Here is a 21,093-nt window from a genome sequence, read left to right as displayed (position 1 = left end):
TCCGTGCGCATGGATCAGGCCACGCGCCGCAGCTGGAACACCAGCGCCACCGGCACGTCCAGCGCCGCGCGGTCGAAGTGCGCATCGGCGGGGATGTCGGCCGGATCGAGCAGCGGTTCCAGCACCTGTTCGATGCGCACCCCGAGCGTGGCGCAGGCCGCGTGCCAGTGGCTGTACAGGTGCTGCGTGTGCTGCACGGCGTAGTGCCGGTCGCCGGATTTGAAATCACGTAGCCAGCCCAGCGCATGCCCGATCGGATGCACGTCACTGCACAACAGCGTGCCGCCGGGTCGGGTCACCCGGCACAGCTCGGCCAGCGACTGTTGCAGGATGTCGAGATGGCCGACGACCAGCCCGCAGATCGTCAGGTTCGCCCACGCGTCCGGCACCGGCAGCGCCGCCAGGCTGCCCTGCACCAGGTCGATTTCCGCAACGGACGGCCACGCAGCCAGCTCGGTGCCGGCGCGCGCGAGCATCCGCGCCGAAAGATCCACGCCGATCACGCGAGCCGCATCGCGCCGCAGCGCATGCAACATGTAACGCCCGCTGCCACAACCGACGTCGAGCACGGCCTCTCCATGCAAGCTGGCCGGCATCAACCCGAGCATGGCGCGTTCCTCCGCCTGCATCACCGGGTTGTGGGCATGTGCCGGGTAACTGGATGCCCACAAGGCATACGCCTGTGCCGGCAGCAGCATCGAGGGGCGCGACATCACGGCTATCCGACCTCCATGACGAGGTCGCGCGCGCTGTACGCAGCGGCCAGTTCGAGTCCGGGTTCGAGTGCCACCAGCGCGGCTTCGGCCAGCGGCCTGGCCAGCAGTTTCGGTTTGCCGTCCAGCGTCACCGGCACGGTCTCCATGCCGGCGACGGCAAACCATTCGGCAAAATCCGGATCGGCGATACGCGGAACACCATGGCGCACCACCGCACGGATCTGGCTGCGCTCGATGCCGACCAGACCACAGCGTTCGTTGCCACCGCGATCCTCGACGATCAGCAGATCCGCCGACGCTCCGGCTGCGAGGCTGCCGCTCGACGGCAGCCGCAGGATGCGCGCGGACTGGCTGGTGACCAGTCCCAGCAGCTGCTCGGCACGCAGTTCGCCGCGCGCAGCGATGCCGCTCATTTCATCGAGCAGGTCGCGGGCGCCGCTGAGCCGCGAGTCGCTGCCCAGCGCAAGCCGACCCGCTGCGCACAGGCGCCGCGGATCCAGCGACTGCCCGAGCAGGTTGCGGTTGCTGGTCGGACACCAGACCACCGCCGCGCCACATGCAATCACCCGATCGATGTCCTGTTCGCGCATGCCCACGCCATGGACCAGCACGCTGTTCGCCGCCAGGCAGCCGAGCCGGTCGAGCTCGGCCAGTTCTGCCTGCGCGGTCGTATCGGTGCCTTCGGCCAGATGGATCAGCCAGGGTCGTTCGGCCGGCGTGGCGGCAAAACTCTGCCGGACCGGCGGGCCGTAATCCGGCCAGCCCAGCGCGTAGCTCCAGCCGTAATCGCGCAGCAGGGACACCGGGAAATTCGTCTCGTCGAGCGCCGCGTGCCAGGGGTCGTGATGCACCACGCAGGTGGTGCCGGCGAGCAGGTTCTTCAGTGCTCCGTGGCGCAGCCGCAATGCCTTGGGCACCTGCAGCGCGGCGATCACCGCCGGCGCCTCGAAATGCGCCCGGAAGGCTTCGATCCAGGCGTAGCTGTTGGGAAACGGCGCGCCGGTTCTCAGCGGCGGCACGGCGTTGACATGCAGGTGCTCGTGCGCGTTGATCAGGCCGGGAAAGATCAGGTGGTCGCGCAGGTCGAGCCGATACGCCCGCGCCGCCAGCGACGAGCCGATCCGCCCGGCGCGGATCGGCAGCGGCATCCGCGCGCTGCCTTCGGGCGTGACCGAGATGGCCCGGCACAAGCTGACATCCATCGCGGCCTGCAGAATGTCCATGGCTCAGCGCCGCCGCATCACGATCAGGAAGTGGTCGCCCATGTCGCGCAGCAGTGGCAGCGCGCCCAGGCGGTCGTCGAGTCGGCCCAGCCGCTCGTACCAGTGGCGCCGGCGACGGTAGTAGTCCACCAGGTAGGGCGGCGGCATAAACAGGCTCAGCGCGCGATAGCCGTGCAGCGAGAAGTGTTCGGCGAACGCGCGGTAGAACTCGCGCGGCAGGTAGTAATAGGTCCAGATCGTGTGGCGGTTCATGCCCACCGCGGTCGCACCGCGCGCCGCACGCACGCCGGCGCGCCTGAAGCGGCCGCGCAGCGCGTAGTGCCCCAGCTCCCATGGACAGATCCGGCCCATCACCGAAAAGACCAGGCTGCCGCCGGGGCGCAGCAGGCGCATGCATTCGGCGGCGACGACGCCAAGATCCGGCGCGCAGTTCAGCGGGCCGAAGTTCGAATAGATGCCGTCGAACTCGCCGTCGAGCTGATCGAGCTGTTGAATGCCCAGGTGCGTGGCGGTGACGCGCGACTGCAGGGCCGCGGCCGCTGCGCGCGCCCGCGCACGCTCGACCATCAGTGGCGACCAGTCGGTGGCGACGACATGAAAACCGCGCCGGGCGAATTCCAGCGCGTCAATGCCGGTGCCACAGCCCAGGTCAAGCAGCCGCGCACCCGGTGGCACCTCGCTGTGCACGGTGTCCCACAGGGTCAGCCGCATGCGCTGGATCAGCTCGTTGTTGCCGCGGGGCCCGTCGTAATCGGCGGCGACACTGTCGAACGCACGCTGCGTTTCAAGCAGCTGCGCCTCGTCCAGCGGCGCCTGCCGCGGATGCTGGCGGACACTCCCGGCGGGAACTACGCGTTGCCCGCTTTCCAGCTTGTGCAGTCCACGCATATCGAACGAACTCCGTTCCACCGTGATGCAGCCTTCCATTCGCCACGATACGTTCCGGCCCACCACGGGCCGGTCCCGGCAATTTCATGGATCTGCCCGGTGAGTGCCGACCGGCGCCGTTTTGGTTGAATGGCGCTGGCGATGGACGCATCTCCTGGTTCAGGCGGATCGGCGCCGACCGGCCACCACGACGGTTGCGAAGGCGCCCAGGAAAAGACCCAGCAGCAGGCCGATGCCCCAGGTCAGCTCGGGATTCGGAAACGCCTGCTTGTCGGGAACGTAGACCGGCCACATCATCGACGTGGGATAGGTGTAGGTCGGGCCGAGGCGCTCGAGCAGCTCGATCCGGCCTGCCCGCAAGCCGCGGATCTCTTCGTTCTTGTTGGCCAGCAGCAGGCTGGCGAGCATCGGGTTCTGCACGTCCTTGCCGCGTGCATCAGACTGGTTTCCAGGCATCGCCGCCTGCCGGTAGCGCGCCTGGTCGGCCAGGGCTGTCTGCAAGTCGACCTCGAGCTGGGCGAGGCGCGCGCGCGCCGCTTTCAGCGGTGCCTCTTCGAGGCGCTGATGGACCGCAGCCAACCGGACGACTGTTGCCGTGGCCAGCTCGATCGCCTGCGCGCGCGAATAGGCCCGTACGGTCAGGCGGATCAGCGGACCGGCATACGGCATCGGCTCCAGCTTCAGGCTGTTGCGATAGAGCTTGGCCACGGACGAATTGCCCGCATAGCCGGCGCCTTTCAGTATCTCGTTTTCGAACGGCACCAGTTCCAGCCGCTCGATCACGCGCAGCAGCGGCTCGACCTTCGGGTCCTGCCCCCCCGGCACCTGCCCGACCTGCCCGATCTGGATCCACGCGGTGGCCTGCCACTGGCGCTTCACCGTGTGCGCGAAGACATAAGTGCAGACCAGGGTAAGCAGCAGTACCCCGACGAACCACATCCAGCCGCGGATGAAGATCCGCCAGAGATCGATCAGATAGATTTCGTCTTGTTCCATGGTTCTGTACTCATCGGGAAGAGGATGGAGACACGGTTTGCGCAGGCGTTGCGGGCGCAGCTGCCGGCAACCGTCGGTTCGGCAACCATGCGGCGACAACCTGCATGAGCAGGCACAGGCCGATGAAGCCCACATTCGTCCACGTGTAGGCCTGCGGCGCGAATGGCGACATCACGCAGACGTAGGAAACGCGCAGGAAAATCAGCAGGGAAAACAGCGGCACCGTGGGACGCAGGCGCTGCACGCTCCACAGCAGCATCGCGTACAGCGCGACGATGGAAGCCACTGCGCCGAACGGACCGAGCGCCATCAGGAACGGAAAGAACTCCGTGCCCACGTTGATGTTCGACGCATCCAGCGGAATGGTCGTGCCGGCCGTCGCGACGGAGCCGCTCAGCGGGACCACCTGATTGATGAGGAAGCTGCTGTTGAGGTAGCCCCTGGCCAGGATCGCACTGAAGTTGTAAGGCCCGGCGCTGGCGTACAGCAGCAGCCATTTGATCCCCTCCGGGGCCGCGCGGTAGATGGCCCCGAAAGGCAGCGTGACGTGATCCAGCGGCCCGGAGCGCAGCATGCCCAGGATCGAGAAGACGCCCACGCCGACAAAGCCCAGCGAGCCGACGGTCTTCCACGGCAAGCGCCTGGCCTCGTCCCGCCGCAACACGATGAGCAGCGCAAACGCGAACACGGTGGCGAACACCCGGTTGCGATCGATCACCAGGATCGGAAACAGGAAGCCGATGGCGATGAGCAGGTTGCGCAGCCACCGGTTCCTGGCGCACAGCAGCCCGATCGGCGGCAGCGTCCAGCACATGTCCGACACATGACGGATATGCTCATGCCCGCCTTCCATCACCGCATAGGCCGAGGGATTGTTGAACAGCGGGATCGGAAACAGCGCCAGATCGAGCGCGCAGAAAACGGCGATCAGCAGCGCGAAAGTCAACGCGACAAAGGCATCGCGGCTGCCGGCATAATTGCGCGCACGAAACCGCATCGCCGATGGAATCCTGATCCCCGCCTGCACGTCGAACAGCAGGATCGCCGCGGCCATCACCACCAGCAGAAGCAGGCCCGGCAGGTAATCGACCGGAAGATCGTAGGTGCACAGGGTCAACCCGCAGGCCAGCAACAGCGGCAGCGCGAAATATGTCGACGGGAGACACAGCCACCGTTTCATGTCGCCTCCGCGGCGTGGTGTGCGGATGGCGGCCTGAGTCTGGACAGCGCCATCAGCCACAGATACGCCAGCAGGTGCGTGGCCAGCGGCCACGGCTGTCGCTGCAGGAACGCGATCTTGGCACCGATGTAATGCGACTGTGCCTTGAGCAGGGTCCGGTACGGCTCGTCGAACAGGCAGGTGCGGCGCAGCGCCACCTGCCGCGACTCGGCCAGGTTGCCGATCCGCGTCGCGGTGTGTCGCGTCTTGCTCAGGTTCGCGCCGTGGATGCGGTAGGCGCAGACGCCGACATCGATGAAGCCGAGCGCATCAGCCGCCGCCAGACGCAGGAACAGATCCCAGTCTTCGATGCGCAGGCCTTCGCTCCAGCGGTCGACGGTGTCGAGTGCGCTTCTTCTCATCAAGGCCACCGGACCGCCAATGGCCCAGTGGCTGATGATGGCGCGGCGGATGCCGTCATCGGATCGATACAGGCGCTTGTCCGCACCGTGGAGCACGCGCATGCCGCTGTCATGCATCCGGTTGCCGTGCTGGTCGACCACGATCGAGTCACCGATCACCGCACCCTTGCCCGGATGCGCCAGCAGGTAGCGCATCTGCGCATCGAGACCACCGGGCAGCAGGTAGTCGTCGCTGGCGCCCGGGCGAAGGAACTCGCCGTTCGCACGCGCCGCCAGTTCGTTCAGCGTCGCCGCGATGCCCCGGTTTTCGCGGCGCACGTACTCGATCGGAAGATCCATGCAATGCGTCGCCACCCAGTCGGCAATCCGCTCGGCAGTGCGGTCGGTCGAGCCGTCATCGATGATGATCAGCTCCTTGGCCGGGTACGGATCCTCCAGCACGCTGTCCAGGCAACGCTGCACGAAGCGCTCGTGGTTGAACGCAGGTATCAGCACGGACACCAGCGGCATCGCCGCCGTGTCCATCGGCACGTCGTCGCACTTCATCGCAGCCCTCCCAGGTAACGCCGGGCAACCAGCAGGTTGAAGACGAGATACAGCAGGTAGTTGACCGCGAAGGCGTACATCGCGCCGACCAGGCCGAAGCGCGCGGCACACACCCAGACCAGCACGAGGTAGCTGGCCGCGAACACGCATTCGGCGATGACGAACAGTTTCGTCATCGCCTTGGCCAGCATCAGGTAGGAAAGAATGAAGGAGGCGATCTTGATGACATCGCCGACCAGTTGCGGACCGTACAGCGCGTTGGCGGTGGCGAAGTCCGGTGTGAACAGCAGCCGCGTCACCCAGTCCCGCAGTACGTACACCGTGGCCGCCAGCACCACCACGGCAGGCAGGACGTAGCGGCAGGCAGTGCGCAGCTCGGCCATCAGCGCCTCGCGGCCGTGTGTCGACGCCAGCTTGGGCAGGTAGTAGACGTTGATCGCCGTGGTGAGGAACAGCAGATAGGCGTCCGATACCTTGCTGACCGCCTGCCAGTAGCCGACCTGCTCCCAGCCGAACTGCAGCGCGAGGTGATCGCGCACGGCGAGGTTGACCAGCGGCGGCAGCAACGCGGAGCTCAGGGTCATCACCGAGAACCGCGCCAGCCGCCAGGTCATGTCGCGGTCGTAATGCAGCCGCAGCATGCGGCGCCGGAAGTACGAGCTGCGCCACCATGACGGCAGGCCGACGACCAGCCACAGCAGCTGACCCAGCACCAGTGCCAGCAGGGCGCCGTACAGATGCAGCCAGCGCGCCAGCCAGACCATCATCGCGATGCCGATGACCGACCCGCTCACCTGGATGAAGGCCAGCCGGCGCACGTCCATGAATCCGTTGACCACCGCGAGGATATAGTTGAGCAGGGCGATGCCCAGCTGCGCCACGGCGAGCACACGGATCAGGCCGGCGTACTGCGGATCGCCCAGCAGCCACGCCGCGATCTGCCCGCTGAACAGCAGCGCCACGCCGCCCATCAGGCACGATGCGCAGAACGCGTAGCACAGCGCAGCGGAGAGCAGCCGCGCGAGTCGCGGCGGATCGTCGCGGTATTCGGCGACATACTTCACGATGGCCGCGCTGATGCCACCGCCGGCCAGCACCGCCAGCAGCGACATCAGACTCATGAACTGACCGAGCTTGCCCACGCCCTCGGGGCCGGCGAACCAGGCCACCAGCTTGATCGCCACCAGTCCCGCGAGCAGCCGCGCGGCGGTCGCGATGGCGGTATAGAAGCCGGTGCGGACGATGTTCATGCACCACGCCCGAATGCGTTGCAGGCGTCGATCACCCGGTCCACGTCGTCGTCGCACAAGGTCGGCCCCATCGGCAGGCTCAGCACTTCATGGTGCAGTCGCTCGGTCAGCGGCAGGTGGACATCCTGCAGCGAGGGATACGCGGGTTGCCGATGCGCCGGCACCGGGTAATGCACCTGGGTCTGGATGCCAAGCGCATGCAGATGCCGCTGCAGCGCATCGCGCCGTGCGCAGCGAACCACGAACAGATGCCAGGCATGCTGCTCTTCGCGGGCCACGTCCGGCAGCCGGATGTCCGGATGGTGGATGCCATCGCGATAGCGACGCGCCACTCGCCGGCGCCAGGCTACGTCCGCGTCGAGATACCTCAGCTTCACCCGCAGCATCGCCGCCTGCATTTCGTCGAGCCGCGAGTTCTGCCCCTGGAAGAGGTGGCGGTACTTCACCTCGGAACCGTAGTTGCGCAGCGCCACAATCCGCTGCGCCAGCGCGTCATCGTCGGTCACCACCGCGCCAGCATCGCCCAGCGCGCCGAGATTCTTTGCCGGGAAGAAGCTGAAGGCCGCCGCGTCACCGAACGCACCGGCCTGGCGCCCGTCACGCATCGCGCCATGCGCCTGCGCCGCGTCCTCGATCAACAGCAGCCCGTGTCGCCTGGCCAGGGTCAGCAGCGCCGGCATGTCCGCCAACTGGCCATACAGGTGCACCGCCATGATGGCGCGCGTGCGCGGCCCGATGGCCGCTTCCACACAGGCCGGATCCATGTTGAACGTCGCTGCATCGGGTTCCACCGGCACCGGCACCAGCCGGTTTGCGGTAATCGCCAGGAAGCTGGCGATGAAGGTATTGCCGGGCACGATGACCTCGTCGCCCTCTTCGATGACACCGAGCTCCTTGTAGCCACGCAGGATCAGCGACAGTGCGTCCAGCCCGTTGCCCACGCCGACGGCGCGGCGTACACCGCTGTAGTTGGCGAACTCGCGCTCGAACGCCGCCAGCTCGTCGCCCAGCACATACCAGCCCGAGTCGATGACCCGCGCCGCCGCGGCCTTCAGCTCGTCGGCGTAGCGCGCATTGACCTCCCTCAGGCTGAGGAACGGGACGTCGATCGGGGCGGCCTCCACCAGTGCGTTCTTCATCAGAGCCGCCACTCGTAGAAATCATGCACGATGGCACGCGCACCGAAATATTCCTTCTGCGTCACCAGCCCGGCGTTGAGCACCGCCCCGGCCTGTTCGGTGGAAATGCCGAAGGAGAAATAGTGCCTGTCCGCGTAGGTACTGCCGATGAGCTCGGCCAGCAGATAACTGAGCGCGTCGAGGTGGCGACCCTCTTCCGATGCGGCCAGATACTGGGTGTGCACCACCCGACCGAGATCGTAGGCAAGGACACCCGCCAACAGGACACCATTCTTGCGTGCCTCGTGCAGCACGATCTGCTGCGGAAAGCGCGCCTGCAGCAGGCGCAGTTCCTGCAGGCTGTGCGTCGGCGTGACATGGTGCGTGCGCAACACGTCCACAAGCAGCTCGTGGAAGGACGCCGGATCGGCGCCAATCTGCAAGCTGATGCCCGCCCGCGCCGCTTTCTTGACGGAACGCCGGCGCGCCTCGGTGAATCGAAACGGCTGCTGCAACGCAATCACCGAGGACAGGTCGCGGCGCACCAGCTGTGCACCCATGCGCTGCAGGGCGTAAAGATCCTCCTCCGCCGGATAGGCATGAAATACATGCGGCACCGCCTTGTAGACGATGCGCTGCACACCCAGCGCGCGATACGCATCAGCCATCTGCTCGAACACGGCGAGCGTCGATTCGGCGCGCAGGGCATGGCTGCTGATCAGACCGGCATAGGTGAGTCCGCCATGGCTGGTCACCAGCTTGTCGCGGATGTTCGCCGGAAACACCGCCACGAACTCGCCATCGCGCTCGACGACTTGCGAGCAATCGACGAAGCGGTCGGCGTGGTAATCCATGTAGCCGCGCCGATGCAGCAGGTTGCCGTTCCTGGAACGCCCGACCAGCGCATCCCAGGCGCCCGCATCGGCCGGCGCGTAGGGCCTAACCGCGATCATCGGCGTCACCGTCGAGGTGGGACACGCTGGCTTCGGCCACGCCGAATCCATCCACGCCCATGTCGTTGCCGTTGTAGAACATCAGCAGCTTGTCGCGGTGGCGGATCAGCGCGGGGTAGCAGATGACCCGCGAATCCCAGCCGCTGGCGGACAGGGTCAGGCCCAGCGATTCGTCATCGCGTTCCCAGTGGATGCCGTCGTCGCTGTACGCGACGCCGGGAAAATATTCGCCGGCGAGATTGCCGCGCGTGAAGTACATGACGTACTTGCCGCCGAGCCGATAGACGCGCGGCCGGCCGATCCGGTATTCGTTGCCGCGGGGCAACAGGCAGACCTGGTCTGCGTGCGGCATGCAGCGCAGATCGTCCGTCTCCGCATAACGGATGTGGTAGCGCGGGAACGGCTGGCCACCGATGATTTCCCAGTCGTCGCCGACGGCATACCAGAGACGCCAGCGACCGTCCTCGTGGATGGCCGAATGCACCGCGCCGATGGTGCTGCGGCCGGGCGCACGATCCAGGAGCGGCGTTTCCTGCACGCGCCGGAAGTGCTCGCCGCCGTCGGTCGACATCGCCAGGCCGGTAAAGGCCAGGAACTTGGCCCTGGCCACGCGCTGGAAGCCGACATAGAACATGTGCAGGCCGCCTGGCGCGTCGACCACGTCGCCCAGGATCATGCCGTTGTCGTCGAAGCAGCCGGCCCGGCCGATGTCGAGCACCGGCTCGGCGCCAATCCGCACGATCGTCGCCGGATCGTCCGCGCGCACGTCGACGTGACCGATGCGGCTGACACCATCGTCATCGCGAAAGCCCGCGTAGACGCGGATGAGCTCGTCGTCGATCCGATACGGCGTCGGCGTGAGCGCCGAGTGGCGCATCCAGCCGCCCACGCCATGCCGCGCGGTTTCGAACACCAGTCCCTTTTTGGTCCATTCGAACATGCGCATTCAGAGCTTCACGTCGAAGCTGGACTTGTCGGGTACCGCGCGCGCAGGCGAGCCGACGTAGATCCGGCCCGGCTCGGTATCGCGCGTGACCAGTGCGCCGGCGCCGATCACATTGTCCGGCGCCACTTTCACGTGGTCGTTGAAGGTGGAATTCACGCCGATGAAGCTGTTCGCGCCGATCTCGCAATAGCCCGAAATGACCGCGTGCGAGGCCACGAACACGTTGTCGTGCACGACCGTGCGATGCCCCACGTGGTTGCCGCTCCACAGGATGCAGTTGTTGCCGATGCGCACGAAGGGCTGGATCACGTTGCCTTCGAAGATGAAGCTGTTCTCGCCCACCTCGGCATTGCGCCATACGAAGGCGCGCGTGCTGACATACGAGGCCAGCCGGTAGCCGCGACGCTTCACATCCTGGTAGAGGCGCGTGCGCAGGCGATTGAGCTGGCTGGACGGGATCGCGACAAACACGTCGACATCGGCTGGCGGGTAACTGGCCTCCAGCGTTTCGCAGGCCACCACGGGGCGCCCCGCCAGCATCGGCTGTACCAGGTAATCGCGTTCGACGCTGAAGGCCACCACGTCGTAGTCGCTGTCGTGCTCGAAGTATTCACAGGCGATCTGCGCGAACTCGCCGGCGCCGACCAGGACTAGCGGCCTTGGCATGCCGTCATGCCTCCAAACGCACGACGCCGCCGACCTCACGCAGGAAATCGGCGTAGTCGGTGATGTAGTCATCCGGGTCGTACAGGTGATCGGCCAGCACCATCAGCACGCAGTCGTCGCTGAAATCGTAAAGCTCGCGCCACACCATGCTGCCGAGCAGCAGGCCCTGCGCGGGATCGTCGAGCACGACCTCCACCGCCCCGCTGCCGTCATCCAGCAGAAAGGTCACCGAACCACGTACCGCCACCGCCAGCTGGCTGAGGTGCCGGTGCGCGTGCCGGCCACGATGCACATCGCTCCTGGTGGCGAAAATGTAGTAGACGCGGCGGATCGCGAAGGGCACGTCGCCGTCCTGCTCCAGCGCGACGAGCATGCCGCGACTGTCGCCATGTTTGTGCAACTGGACGCGTTGGATTTCCATGTTTCAGGCCAGGCTGCAAATCATTGGATGACGACTTACATGGCTGAGTGCCGTCTGGCCGGACAAAGGTTGCGTGGGACATCCGCAATGGCGGAATGCCGGTACCGTCCGCTCCGCGATCGGAGTTCACCTCGCCGAAGCAGACGCGATCGCCGGAGCCTTCAGGCGTGACGCGCAACCTTTCGCGGCCGGGCCGGCACTTACCCGCATCCTGCAGCGCGGGCTGGCAACGCCGGGGGCGCCGGCGCTGACGGGCACATGACGCTTCGTCTACCGCCGTCCGATCACGACAAGGAAATCTCATGCTGCCTTTCCTGAACCGACCTGCGACCCGCCGACTTGGGAACGTGCGTCTGTGGCACGGCCTTGCGATCCTGCTGCTGCTCGCCAGCAACAGCGCCCAGGCGATTCCCGCATTTGCCCGACAGACCGGCTACGTCTGTGCGGTTTGCCATGCCAGCGCCTACGGCGGCGGTGACAACGGGCCGGCGCTGACGCCGGCCGGCATGCGCTTCAAGCTCAACGGATACACCGATGCGAACATCCCTGGCACGCTGCCGGTGGCCGCGCAGGTCACGCTGGCGCGCACCAACCCGGCCCGTGGCGACAGCAAGAGCCGGCTGACCGAAGCCGACATCTACCTGGCCGGACGACTGACCGATCATGTCGGCGGCTTCGTCAAGATCGAAACCGACAACGCCGGCAACGGCAAATACAACACCAGGCTGAGCAACCTCGACCTGCGCCTTGTCGCCAAGGCGCTCAAGCTCGGCGGCAAGGATCTGACGATCGGCGTGAGCGTCAACAACAACCCGGGGTTCGATGATCCGCTCGCCGTCCTGCCGGGTGCATCGACACTCGGCCCGCCGGGAGTCACCGGCACCTTGCTGAACCTCTCCAGCCCCGCCGCACCGGCCAACCACGTCATCGGCGCCACCGTCTACGGCCTGTATGACTCGGACTGGTATGGCGAAGTCGGCACCTACAACTCGCTGCAGACGTCCGTGCAGGATCGTCTGGGTTATTCCGCAGGCAGCGATCCGGGCAAACTCGGCAACACGGGATACTTCCGCTTCGCCTATATGAAAGAGCTCAAGAATCAGTTTTTCTCGGCGGGCGTGGTGGGATTGTCGACCAAACGCCAGCGTCCCCGCCTGGGACCTGCCGACGACGTGACCGACCTGGGTTACGACCTGACGTATCAATACCTGGGCAACCGGCAGAACATCCTGCAGCTCAGCTACGTGAATATCTTCGAGAAGCGCGATTACGGCAGCACCCCCGTCAGCCCCGTCGTTCCGGGCCTGCTTGCGCTGGCGCATGGCGACGCCCGCGATCAGATATCGACCGCCATCTATACGTTCAAGCAAAGCTACGGCATCGCACTGTCGCATATGGTGAGCACGGGATCACGCGACCCCGCCCGCTACATCCCGTATGGAAGTCCCGATACCACCAGCAATCTGGTCAGCGTGTTCTGGGTACCTTTCGGCAAGGAGTCCTTCACCTCCCTGGCCAATATCAGGATCTATGCCACCTGGTTCCGCTTCAGCCGCTTCAACGGCGCCAGCACGAATATTTTCGGTGCCCCGCCCGGGGCTCCCACGACCAATGCGCGGGATCTGGACGCCTTCACCGTCTCCGTGAGCGCCGCGTTCTGAAAGCACGAAGGAACACCGGCATGTGGCCGGCGCCATCCCGTCGTGTGCTTTCGCCGCGGAGCCTTCGCCTCTTCATCCGGCTGCCGGCCCCGTTTCGGGCGGGCGATTCCGCCGCGCAAATCGGTTATAAGGCATGCATGCCTTTCATGCTGCGGCAATGCCCCGGGCGGCAGCCGCACGGGTCAACCGAATGATGAAGCGATGTGGCTCAACCGCCTCCCAGGCAGATTTTCCGGCGCCCTTCGCCGTGGCTGCGCGCAGCCATGGCACGGCTCTCGCGCGTTTGAATACCAGGTAGATCCGATGGCGGCAGCTTGTCCATGGTGCGCGAAGATCGGCCGGTTCCGCGGGCCTGGCTCCGGCATGGGCAGCAGCGGTCCCGTCCGCACCGGGCTGGGTTTGCTTGCAATGGTCATGGCCGCATGTCATCCCGTGCTGCTGCATGCCCAGTCGGCAAAGCTGAGCAGTACGGTCGCGCTCAGTTCGCAACTGGTCGACCGCGGCCTGGCAGTCACCCCGGCCACGCTTGCCGTTCAGGCGGCCGTCTCCTGGGTCTCGCCGACAGGCTGGTCGCTGGGCCTGTCCGGAGGTACCGAAGTACGCGCGCCGGGGCGTATCAGCCAGAGCCTGCTTCAAGGGTCACGCAACTGGGCACTTTCCAGCGACTGGCAGATGCAGGCCGGCGTGCTGTACTACCGCTATTCGAGCGACACCCGTTCGACCGCCTACGATCGCGGGGAAGCAACGGTCAACTGGCTGTACCGGGATACCTTGACGTTTGGCCTGTCGGCCGTGCGCATCATCGGCTCCACGGATCACCGGACGCGTGCGGCCGCCGACCTCGATTTCCACTGGCCATTGACGGAACATGTCTTCCTTTCCACAGGCGCTGGTGTCGCCCATGTTCCACCGGTTCGCTACAGCCACTATCGGCGTTACCGCTACCACGGTCGCGAAGGTATCTACCGCTACGGCCATGTCGGATTGATGTGGGTCAACGGGCCCTGGCGGGTGGAATTCGATCGCGTCATGACGGATCTGGCATCCCGACAGTCGACGCGGAACATGAGCGCGCAACCCTGGATGGCAACGATCTCGCGCTCTTTTTGACGCACCGGCAACCTTTTGGGGCTGAAACGGTACTTACGCATTGACCGACCATGGTCCGACCACACTGCTGTGTAGCCATGAACGACGCTGATACCGACGCCGACGCCACCGACCGCATGCTGCTCCAGCGCATGGCGGCGGGCGATCGCGCCGCGCTGGCGGTGCTGTACCGCAGCTACCACGGCAGGTTGTGCCGCTTCCTGTCCCGCCTGACGCGGCGCAGCGACGTCATCGAGGAGGTCATCAACGACTGCTTCTGGATCGCCTGGCAGAAAGCGGGCAGCTTCCACGGCGACTCGCGGGTATCCACCTGGATCATGGGCATCGCCTATCGCTGCGGACTGAAGTCACTGCGTCAGCATGGCGATGAACCCGTCGCGGACGATGCGCTGCCGGAGGATCGCGTCCCCGCCCACAATCCGGATGAGGACCGCGAATTGCGCGACTGGCTGAGCAAGGGGCTCGTCCACCTGTCGGTGGATCAACGGGTCGTGATCGAAATGGTCTACGGCGTGGGGCATTCCCTGGATGAAGTTGCCGCCATCATGCAATGCCCGGTCGGCACGGTGAAGGCACGGCTGTTCCACGCACGCGTGAAGCTGCGCAACGTACTTCCCTCCCTGGCCGGCGACTCGCCGATACGCGAGGAGAGCGTTCCATGATGTTCCAGACAAATTCCGGCCGGGACTGCGCCCGCGCCTGGGAAGCCATGCCCTGGGTGCTGCAGGGCAGCGCCCCGCCAGAGCAGGGCGAATGGCTGATGGCGCACCTGGTGCACTGTGAATCGTGTCGCGCCGAATTTGCGCGGCAAAGTCGCTTGCAGCTTGCCATGTCGTTGCCCTCCGACATTCCCCTCGACGCCAACGTCGGGCTGAAGCACTTGCTGAGCCGCCTCGATGCGCCCGTTCCGCAGGAGACGCCCGTTCGTCCACGAGCAGCAGGCTGGGTGACCCGTGCGCTGGTCGCCGCCGTGCTTGTCCAGGCGATCGGCATCGGTGCACTGGGCATGAAGCTGTGGTCGGAGGGCGGCCCCGCTCCGTACCACACGCTCAGCGAGTCGCCCTCACCGGCTGGCTCAGGCACGATTGCAGCCGGCTCGATCCACGTGGTGCCTGACGCGAGCATGACCCTGGCCAACTGGAATGCGCTGCTGCACACGCTCGGCTTGCAGGTGGTCGGTGGTCCCAATGATGTGGGTGCCTACACGGTCGTCCCACGGCACTCCACCGCGACGAAGCCAGATGTGCTGCAGCAGTTGCGTGCCGCTCGCGGCATCCGCCTGGCTGAGCCCGTCACCACCACGCCATGAAGTACGGCGTACTTGTTCTCGCCGCCGCGATGGCTCTGAGTGCCTGTGCGCGTTTGCAACCGGTGGCATCCGTCGACGATCACGCCAATCCGGGCCGTTCATCCGTCGCCAGCGGGTCTTCCATGGACAGCCAGCGCGACATCGTGCTGGCGGTCGCCAATCCGCTGGCTCCTCCTGCCACGCATGCAGGCTCCAGTTTGCTGGGCTATGTCCCGCCAGCGAACTACAGGGTCGGCCAGCGGGCGGCATCGACTCTCGCGGCGCTGAAGAAAACCTACGGATGGCATGAGGTGACCGGCTGGCCGATCAAGGCGCTCGACCTGTACTGCATCGTGCTGACACCGTCCCCGGGGATGTCGCGCGACACGCTGCTCAGGGCGCTCGCCGCGGATGCCCGGGTGCGGCTTGCCCAGCCGCTGCAGAGCTATTCGACTTACGCGGATCAGCCGCAACAGGACGCCCACCGATACAACGATCCCTACGCCGACCTGCAGCGCGGCTTTGTCGAAACCGATGCCGCCGTGGCGCACAACCTCACGCAAGGCAATGGAGTGCATGTCGCGATCATCGATACCGGTGCCGACCTGGCTCACCCCGACCTGCAGGGGCGCATTCATGACACGCAAAACCTGGTCGATGCGGACCGCGCGGCGTTCGACCGCGACAATCACGGCACCGAAGTCGCTGGCGTGATCGCCGCCACGGCCGACAATCATCGGGGCATCGTCGGAATGGCGCCGAAGTCGGTGCTGAGTATCTACAAGGCGTGCTGGTATCCGGCGGTACCCGGTGCCGGCGCGCGCTGCAACACCTTCACCCTCGCCAAGGCCCTGGCGGCCCTGATCGACACCGATACGCGCATCATCAACCTGAGCCTGGGCGGCCCCGCCGATCCGCTGCTCGACCAGTTGCTGGCACGGCTGCTGGAGCAGGGCCGCATCGTGATCACGGCCATGCCGCCGGACGGAAACGTCAGCGGATTTCCCGACAGTGCGCCGGGCGTCATCGTGGTGCGCGCCAGCAACGCATCAGAAGCCCCGCGCGGCGTACTGAGCGCCCCCGGCAACGACATCCTGACCACCCAGCCTGGCGGCGGCTATGACTTCACTTCCGGTTCGTCCATGGCGGCGGCGCACGTGAGCGGCATCGCCGCCTTGCTGCTGTCGATCGCACCCGGACTGGACGCGCGTTCGATGCGCGACTTGCTGCTGCGCAGCAGCCGGGTTTCCGACAACACGCTCCAGGTGAATGCCGCGGCGGCCGTGGCGCGTCTGCGCAGCGAAGAGAAAGTCACCCGCTGATGCAGCTCGCCAAGGGCGCCCAAGGCCTGGTTGAAGCAGGCGCCGAACCTCTCCTCGACATCGAACGCTGCTGAAGCGCACAGAGCCGCATCAGTGATGTCCACCATGGGATCGCGAAAACGGGTATCTGCACGCCTCGATCAATGCGCAACCCTCTTCCACCCCGTCAATGGGATATCGCCATTCGGTCGCGGCGGCACCTTGTAGCTGAGCATGTCACCGCTCAGTGCATAACGGCGCACCTGGCTGGCACCCTCCCAATTCGGATACGTCGCTCCCTCGATATGGAAGGTGAGCGTGCCCTTCGCGGGGTCGATATCGACGGTGCCGAAATGAGCGCTCGCGCCCAGTGCGGCAGCCCGGAATTCGTCCGGCGTCCCTGCGTGCTTGTCGTTGGCAGCGAACCTGGGGCGAGAGCTGTCCAGCACAAACAGCGAATAGCGTCCGGCATGATCAATTTGCAGCACGCCCTTGGGGGCATCGCCGTAGTCATGCGTGCGCGTGCCATCGGGATGGATGACGTCGGCAAAGGCAAGCGTCCAGGTGCCTTCGATGGCAGCTACTGTTTTCATGTTGGCCGGCTCCGTGGCGGTGACTGCGTGGATGGGAAGAAGGGTCAGAAGCGCGAATAGAAACGTCTTTGCTGATTTCATGACTGGCTGCCTGCAGGTTGTGCCGAAGCGGCGGTGTCGTTGACTGGTGCATTCGTTCTTTCGGTGTTCTGCCGTGCTTGCTCTGCGGCCTGATCGGCCCAACGCAGCGCGCGGCGCGAATCGACGAGATGGCCGTGCAGCGTCAGCAGGCCGCGCCAGAGCGTGCGCATGCGCAAGTACCTGTTCGGATGATGGCTGGAAGACAAACCACGAAAGATCTGCCGCTTCGATCGACGATGTGCGGCGCAGTGTGTGCGCTATCATCCATTTTGAAAACGTATGACTGCGTATTTCAGTCATTTGAAAATGACATGGACCAGCCATGAAATCGCTCGACCTGGATGCCGTCAAAGCCTTTGTCCTGACCGCTGAGCTGCAGAGCTTCACCCGCGCCGCAGACGCGCTGGACAGCACACAATCGGCGATCAGCCTGAAATTGCGCCGGCTGGAAAACCAGTTGGGCCGACGGCTGCTGGAGCGAACGCCGCGCCAGGTGCGGCTGTCCGCCGAGGGGGCCGCTTTCATGGAGGCCGCGCGCGAGTTGGTGGGGGCGCATGAGCGCGCCCTCGCCTCATTTGAAGTGAAGCAGCGCCGGCTGGTCATCGGCATCAGCCATCAGCTGGTGGGCAGCGAGTTGCCCGGCTTGTTGCGTCGGATGAATGAGCACGATCCGAAGCTGCTGATCGAGCTGCGCGTGGCCGGCTCGAACGACGTGCTCAAGGCCTACGACGATGGCGTGCTGGATGCCGCCCTGGTATTGCAGCCGGAAGATCGTCGTCGCAACGGCGAAGTGCTGTTCGCCGAATCGTTCGCCTGGATCGCTGCCGCGCACTGGCAGCCGCGTGCCGGTCAACCGTTGCCGCTGTCGACCCAGGGCGAGGCATGCAGCATCCGTGCGGCAGCGGTGCGTGCGCTGGATCGTGCCGGCATCGCCTGGACGGAGGTGTTCATCGGCAAGGGCGCCGCCGTGGTGGGGGCCGCAGCGGCGATTGGCTTGGCCGTCGCCGTGCTGCCGAAGCGTGCTGCGCCATCCGGCACCATCGATATTGGCCGCGCGCTTTCATTGCCTGCGCTACCCACGCACGAGGCGGTGCTGTATTCGGCGCTGCATGACCGCCGATCGCGCAACGCGCTGCATACGCTGGCGATGGCATTCAAGAATCTGTCCAGGACTGCCTGATCACAAGACTGATCCATCAACGACAGCACACCAGGTGACCCTGGGTCTTGCAACGATGCATGCCCATGGCGACGACTTCGTCGGCGTCGACAGGCGAAGCAAGATCGGTCGACCCGATGCAGCGAGTCCAAAAAAGAGGGAGCCAGCTGAATAGCTGGCTCCCTCCGATGCAATCACAACGTTTTACCTCGCGGTACACTTCAGAACGGAATCTCGTCATCCGCGAAACCGCTGTCGGCCGGTGCCGGCGATTGCCGCGACTGGCCACCGTGATCGTCGTTGCCGCGCGACGGGTTGCCGTAGTTGCCGCCGCCCTGGCGCTGGCCGCCGCCACTGCTGCCCTGCGAGCGCTCACGCTGCATGCCGCCACCGCCACCGCCGCCCTCGTTGCTGCCCAGCATCTGCATCTCGCTGGCGATGATGTCGGTGAAGTATTTTTCCACGCCGTCCTTGCCGGTGAACTTGTCGGTGCGAATCGAGCCTTCGATGTATACCTGGCGACCTTTCTTCAGGTACTCCGCGGCGATCTCGCCCAGCCGGCCGAAGATCTTGATCCGGTGCCACTCGGTGCGTTCCTGCTTCTCGCCGGACTGCTTGTCGGTCCAGGATTCGGAGGTGGCCAGGCTGAAGCTGCAGATGCTGACGCCGCTGCCGGTGCTGCGCAGTTCCGGGTCCGAGCCCAGGTTGCCGACCAGAATGACTTTGTTGATGCCACGTGCCATGGGAGTGTCCTCGGTTGAGCCGGCGGCAAATTCGGGATGGGTTGCGGCCGGAGTGGTGAAACTGGCTCGATATCATACCTGTGCCAGCCGCCGCTGCCATCTGCACACACCCCGCTCCGGCGTGGGCCGACTCCGCCGCGATCTGCGGCGGAAAGCAGGCGTCGCAAGGGGTGTGGCCAATGCCGCCGCGGAAGGACCAGGCCACCGCCCCGCTTCTGGCGCCTTCTGCCCCCGCCAAGTAGCCGCCGCAGGCTCACTTTCTCTCGGCAGCAAGTGAACCTGACCCCGATGGTCGAACAGGCTGTCTGATTGCTGGGCGTGCGCCGCCTTACGCACTCGTCACGACGGTCGCCGCGCGGCCCACGGCTGCGCGTGTTCCAGCTGGGCGGCGAGCCGCAGCAGGGTGGCCTCTTCGCCGAAGCGAGCCACGAACTGCACCCCGAACGGCAGCTCGGTACCGCCCGCCTCCGCCGGTGCCCAGTGCAGTGGTACCGACATGCTGGGCGTGCCGGTGAGGTTCGACAGCTGGGTGAACGGCACGCGCTGCAGGCTGCTTTCCACCAGCGTGTCGACGATGCCACTCATCCGCAGCAACCGCCCGGCACGCAGCGCCAGCACCAGCTGCGCCGCGGCACGCTGCAGCGACGGCGTTTCCAGTTCGCCGATGCGGTTGGGCGGCTGCGCCGTGGTCGGGGTGAGGTACAGATCAAACGTCTGATGGAAGTGCCCCAGCGCACGGGAGTAATCGTTCCAGCGCGCATGTTCATTCACATACTCGCCTGCGCTGAGGGTGCGCCCCAGCAGTGCCAGGATGCGCGTCTCCAGCTCGAACTCGCGCACTCCCGCGCCGGTCAGACGACGCGCCTCGGCCATCGCCGCAGCCGTCTGGCCGAAGTACATGGTGATGAAGCTGCGTGCCAGCGCATGACCGTCGACGGCCGGCTGCGCCGGCTCCACCCGATGGCCGAGGCTTTCCAGCAGCCGGGCGGTGGCTTGCACCGCCTCGACGCACTGCACGTGCACCGGCGTACCCAGCGGCGACTGCGTGCTGTAACCGATACGCAGTACGCCGGGTGGACGCTGGATCTCCTCCGCATAAGGCCGCTCGGGCGTGCCGATCGCGAATGGTGCACCCACCTCGGCGCCCATGATGGCGTCCAGGATGCGCGCCGAATCGCGCACGCTGCGGGTCAGCGCGTGCGAACTGGACGCACCCTCCCAGATCTCGCCCTGGCGCGGACCCGATGGCGTGCGGCCACGTGAGGGGCGCAGTCCGAACAGGCCGCAATACGCCGCCGGAATGCGGATCGAGCCGCCGCCATCAGAGGCGCCCGCCGCAGGCACGATGCAGGCCGCCACTGCGGCCGCCGAGCCCCCGGAAGAACCGCCCGGCGTACGCGCGCCATCCCAAGGATTGCGCGTGGGCTGCGGCCAGATCCGCGGCGAAGTCTCGGCCTTCAGCGCAAACTCCGGCGACGCGGTCTTGCCGAAAATCACAAAGCCCGCGTCGAGAAAGCGACGAACGATTTCCGCATGCTGCTGCGGCACCCAGTCGCGCAACGCGCGACTGCCCGACGGACTCGGCACGCCGGCATAATCCTGCCCCATGTCCTTGATCAGCAGCGGCACCCCAGCGAAAGGCCCGGCCAACGGCGCCTGCACCCGTTCGCGAGCCTGCGACAGCATCGGAATACAAATCGCCCCCAGCGCCGGATCCACCTCCGCCGCCCGCACCACTGCCGCCTCCAGCACCTCGGCCGCAGAAATCTCGCCGCGCGCAATCAGCTCAGCCAGTCCAGTGGCGTCGTGCTGCAGGTATTCCTTGAACATCGCGGGTTTCATCCGGGGGCGGT

At 65.9% G+C, this 21,093-nt stretch carries 22 protein-coding genes; 6 read left to right on the top strand and 16 right to left on the bottom strand.

The window, feature by feature from the left end; genetic code table 11:
* Nucleotides 1-14 precede the first annotated feature (14 nt).
* The 12 genes from ACQGNJ_RS07325 to ACQGNJ_RS07270 form a co-directional block, all read right to left on the bottom strand.
* Complete coding sequence (locus ACQGNJ_RS07325) at nucleotides 15-713, bottom strand: class I SAM-dependent methyltransferase (RefSeq protein ID WP_426688580.1); 699 nt, start codon at nucleotides 711-713, stop codon at nucleotides 15-17.
* Between the two features lie 5 nt (nucleotides 714-718).
* Nucleotides 719-1,939, bottom strand: coding sequence for an amidohydrolase family protein (locus ACQGNJ_RS07320; protein ID WP_426688579.1), 1,221 nt, complete (start codon nucleotides 1,937-1,939; stop codon nucleotides 719-721).
* A gap of 3 nt (nucleotides 1,940-1,942) precedes the next feature.
* The gene (locus ACQGNJ_RS07315) at nucleotides 1,943-2,827 is read right to left on the bottom strand and encodes a class I SAM-dependent methyltransferase (RefSeq protein ID WP_426688578.1); all 885 of its coding nucleotides are present in this window, start codon (nucleotides 2,825-2,827) and stop codon (nucleotides 1,943-1,945) included.
* Between the two features lie 159 nt (nucleotides 2,828-2,986).
* Entirely contained in the window at nucleotides 2,987-3,823 is an 837-nt protein-coding gene (locus ACQGNJ_RS07310; protein WP_426688577.1) for a Wzz/FepE/Etk N-terminal domain-containing protein, read from the bottom strand.
* Between the two features lie 10 nt (nucleotides 3,824-3,833).
* On the bottom strand, nucleotides 3,834-5,003 hold the full coding sequence (locus ACQGNJ_RS07305; RefSeq protein ID WP_426688576.1) for a hypothetical protein: 1,170 nt from the start codon (nucleotides 5,001-5,003) through the stop codon (nucleotides 3,834-3,836).
* Nucleotides 5,000-5,950, bottom strand: a complete 951-nt coding sequence (locus ACQGNJ_RS07300; protein ID WP_426688575.1) for a glycosyltransferase — start codon at nucleotides 5,948-5,950, stop codon at nucleotides 5,000-5,002. Before ACQGNJ_RS07300 ends, ACQGNJ_RS07305 begins: the two co-directional genes overlap by 4 nt.
* Nucleotides 5,947-7,200, bottom strand: coding sequence for an O-antigen translocase (locus tag ACQGNJ_RS07295; protein ID WP_426688574.1), 1,254 nt, complete (start codon nucleotides 7,198-7,200; stop codon nucleotides 5,947-5,949). The genes ACQGNJ_RS07300 and ACQGNJ_RS07295 overlap by 4 nt, the downstream gene beginning before the upstream one ends.
* A complete protein-coding gene (locus ACQGNJ_RS07290) occupies nucleotides 7,197-8,339 on the bottom strand; it encodes a DegT/DnrJ/EryC1/StrS family aminotransferase (protein WP_426688573.1) in 1,143 nt (380 codons plus the stop codon). The genes ACQGNJ_RS07295 and ACQGNJ_RS07290 overlap by 4 nt, the downstream gene beginning before the upstream one ends.
* A complete protein-coding gene (locus tag ACQGNJ_RS07285) occupies nucleotides 8,339-9,271 on the bottom strand; it encodes a GNAT family N-acetyltransferase (protein WP_426688572.1) in 933 nt (310 codons plus the stop codon). Before ACQGNJ_RS07285 ends, ACQGNJ_RS07290 begins: the two co-directional genes overlap by 1 nt.
* Entirely contained in the window at nucleotides 9,258-10,211 is a 954-nt protein-coding gene (locus tag ACQGNJ_RS07280) for a glycoside hydrolase family protein (RefSeq protein WP_426688571.1), read from the bottom strand. The genes ACQGNJ_RS07285 and ACQGNJ_RS07280 overlap by 14 nt, the downstream gene beginning before the upstream one ends.
* Before the next feature lie 6 nt (nucleotides 10,212-10,217).
* Nucleotides 10,218-10,883 carry an acetyltransferase gene (locus tag ACQGNJ_RS07275; protein WP_426688570.1) on the bottom strand — a complete coding sequence of 222 codons (666 nt, stop codon included), beginning with the start codon at nucleotides 10,881-10,883 and terminating at the stop codon, nucleotides 10,218-10,220.
* A gap of 4 nt (nucleotides 10,884-10,887) precedes the next feature.
* Entirely contained in the window at nucleotides 10,888-11,304 is a 417-nt protein-coding gene (locus ACQGNJ_RS07270) for a sugar 3,4-ketoisomerase (RefSeq protein WP_426688569.1), read from the bottom strand.
* Between the two features lie 302 nt (nucleotides 11,305-11,606).
* Here ACQGNJ_RS07270 and ACQGNJ_RS07265 point away from each other — a divergent pair, with 302 nt between their 5' ends.
* The 5 genes from ACQGNJ_RS07265 to ACQGNJ_RS07245 all read left to right on the top strand — a co-directional run bounded on the left by ACQGNJ_RS07265 (nucleotide 11,607) and on the right by ACQGNJ_RS07245 (nucleotide 16,685).
* A complete protein-coding gene (locus tag ACQGNJ_RS07265; protein ID WP_426688568.1) occupies nucleotides 11,607-12,965 on the top strand; it encodes a cytochrome C in 1,359 nt (452 codons plus the stop codon).
* 363 nt (nucleotides 12,966-13,328) lie between these two features.
* Nucleotides 13,329-14,075 (top strand): TorF family putative porin, encoded by a 747-nt coding sequence (locus ACQGNJ_RS07260; RefSeq protein WP_426688567.1) that lies wholly within the window; start codon nucleotides 13,329-13,331, stop codon nucleotides 14,073-14,075.
* Between the two features lie 77 nt (nucleotides 14,076-14,152).
* The gene (locus ACQGNJ_RS07255; protein ID WP_426688566.1) at nucleotides 14,153-14,737 is read left to right on the top strand and encodes an RNA polymerase sigma factor; all 585 of its coding nucleotides are present in this window, start codon (nucleotides 14,153-14,155) and stop codon (nucleotides 14,735-14,737) included.
* On the top strand, nucleotides 14,734-15,384 hold the full coding sequence (locus ACQGNJ_RS07250) for an anti-sigma factor family protein (protein WP_426688565.1): 651 nt from the start codon (nucleotides 14,734-14,736) through the stop codon (nucleotides 15,382-15,384). The genes ACQGNJ_RS07255 and ACQGNJ_RS07250 overlap by 4 nt, the downstream gene beginning before the upstream one ends.
* Nucleotides 15,381-16,685, top strand: a complete 1,305-nt coding sequence (locus ACQGNJ_RS07245) for a S8 family serine peptidase (RefSeq protein ID WP_426688564.1) — start codon at nucleotides 15,381-15,383, stop codon at nucleotides 16,683-16,685. The genes ACQGNJ_RS07250 and ACQGNJ_RS07245 overlap by 4 nt, the downstream gene beginning before the upstream one ends.
* 140 nt (nucleotides 16,686-16,825) lie before the next feature.
* On the opposite strand, the gene ACQGNJ_RS07240 is transcribed toward ACQGNJ_RS07245, so the two are convergent.
* A complete protein-coding gene (locus ACQGNJ_RS07240) occupies nucleotides 16,826-17,338 on the bottom strand; it encodes a lipocalin-like domain-containing protein (RefSeq protein ID WP_426688563.1) in 513 nt (170 codons plus the stop codon).
* Nucleotides 17,335-17,508, bottom strand: a complete 174-nt coding sequence (locus ACQGNJ_RS07235; RefSeq protein WP_426688562.1) for a hypothetical protein — start codon at nucleotides 17,506-17,508, stop codon at nucleotides 17,335-17,337. The genes ACQGNJ_RS07240 and ACQGNJ_RS07235 overlap by 4 nt, the downstream gene beginning before the upstream one ends.
* A gap of 152 nt (nucleotides 17,509-17,660) precedes the next feature.
* Between ACQGNJ_RS07235 and ACQGNJ_RS07230 the strand changes: the two genes are divergently transcribed.
* On the top strand, nucleotides 17,661-18,518 hold the full coding sequence (locus ACQGNJ_RS07230) for a LysR family transcriptional regulator (RefSeq protein ID WP_426688561.1): 858 nt from the start codon (nucleotides 17,661-17,663) through the stop codon (nucleotides 18,516-18,518).
* A 200-nt stretch (nucleotides 18,519-18,718) separates the two neighbouring features.
* On the opposite strand, the gene ssb is transcribed toward ACQGNJ_RS07230, so the two are convergent.
* Both ssb and ACQGNJ_RS07220 read right to left on the bottom strand, forming a co-directional pair.
* On the bottom strand, nucleotides 18,719-19,240 hold the full coding sequence (gene ssb / locus ACQGNJ_RS07225; protein ID WP_426688560.1) for a single-stranded DNA-binding protein: 522 nt from the start codon (nucleotides 19,238-19,240) through the stop codon (nucleotides 18,719-18,721).
* Between the two features lie 339 nt (nucleotides 19,241-19,579).
* Nucleotides 19,580-21,070 carry an amidase gene (locus ACQGNJ_RS07220; protein WP_426688559.1) on the bottom strand — a complete coding sequence of 497 codons (1,491 nt, stop codon included), beginning with the start codon at nucleotides 21,068-21,070 and terminating at the stop codon, nucleotides 19,580-19,582.
* Between the last annotated feature and the right edge of the window lie 23 nt (nucleotides 21,071-21,093).

Source organism: Rhodanobacter ginsengiterrae (assembly GCF_050026815.1).
Taxonomy (GTDB): domain Bacteria; phylum Pseudomonadota; class Gammaproteobacteria; order Xanthomonadales; family Rhodanobacteraceae; genus Rhodanobacter; species Rhodanobacter ginsengiterrae.
This window is presented reverse-complemented; position numbering and strand designations above follow the sequence as displayed.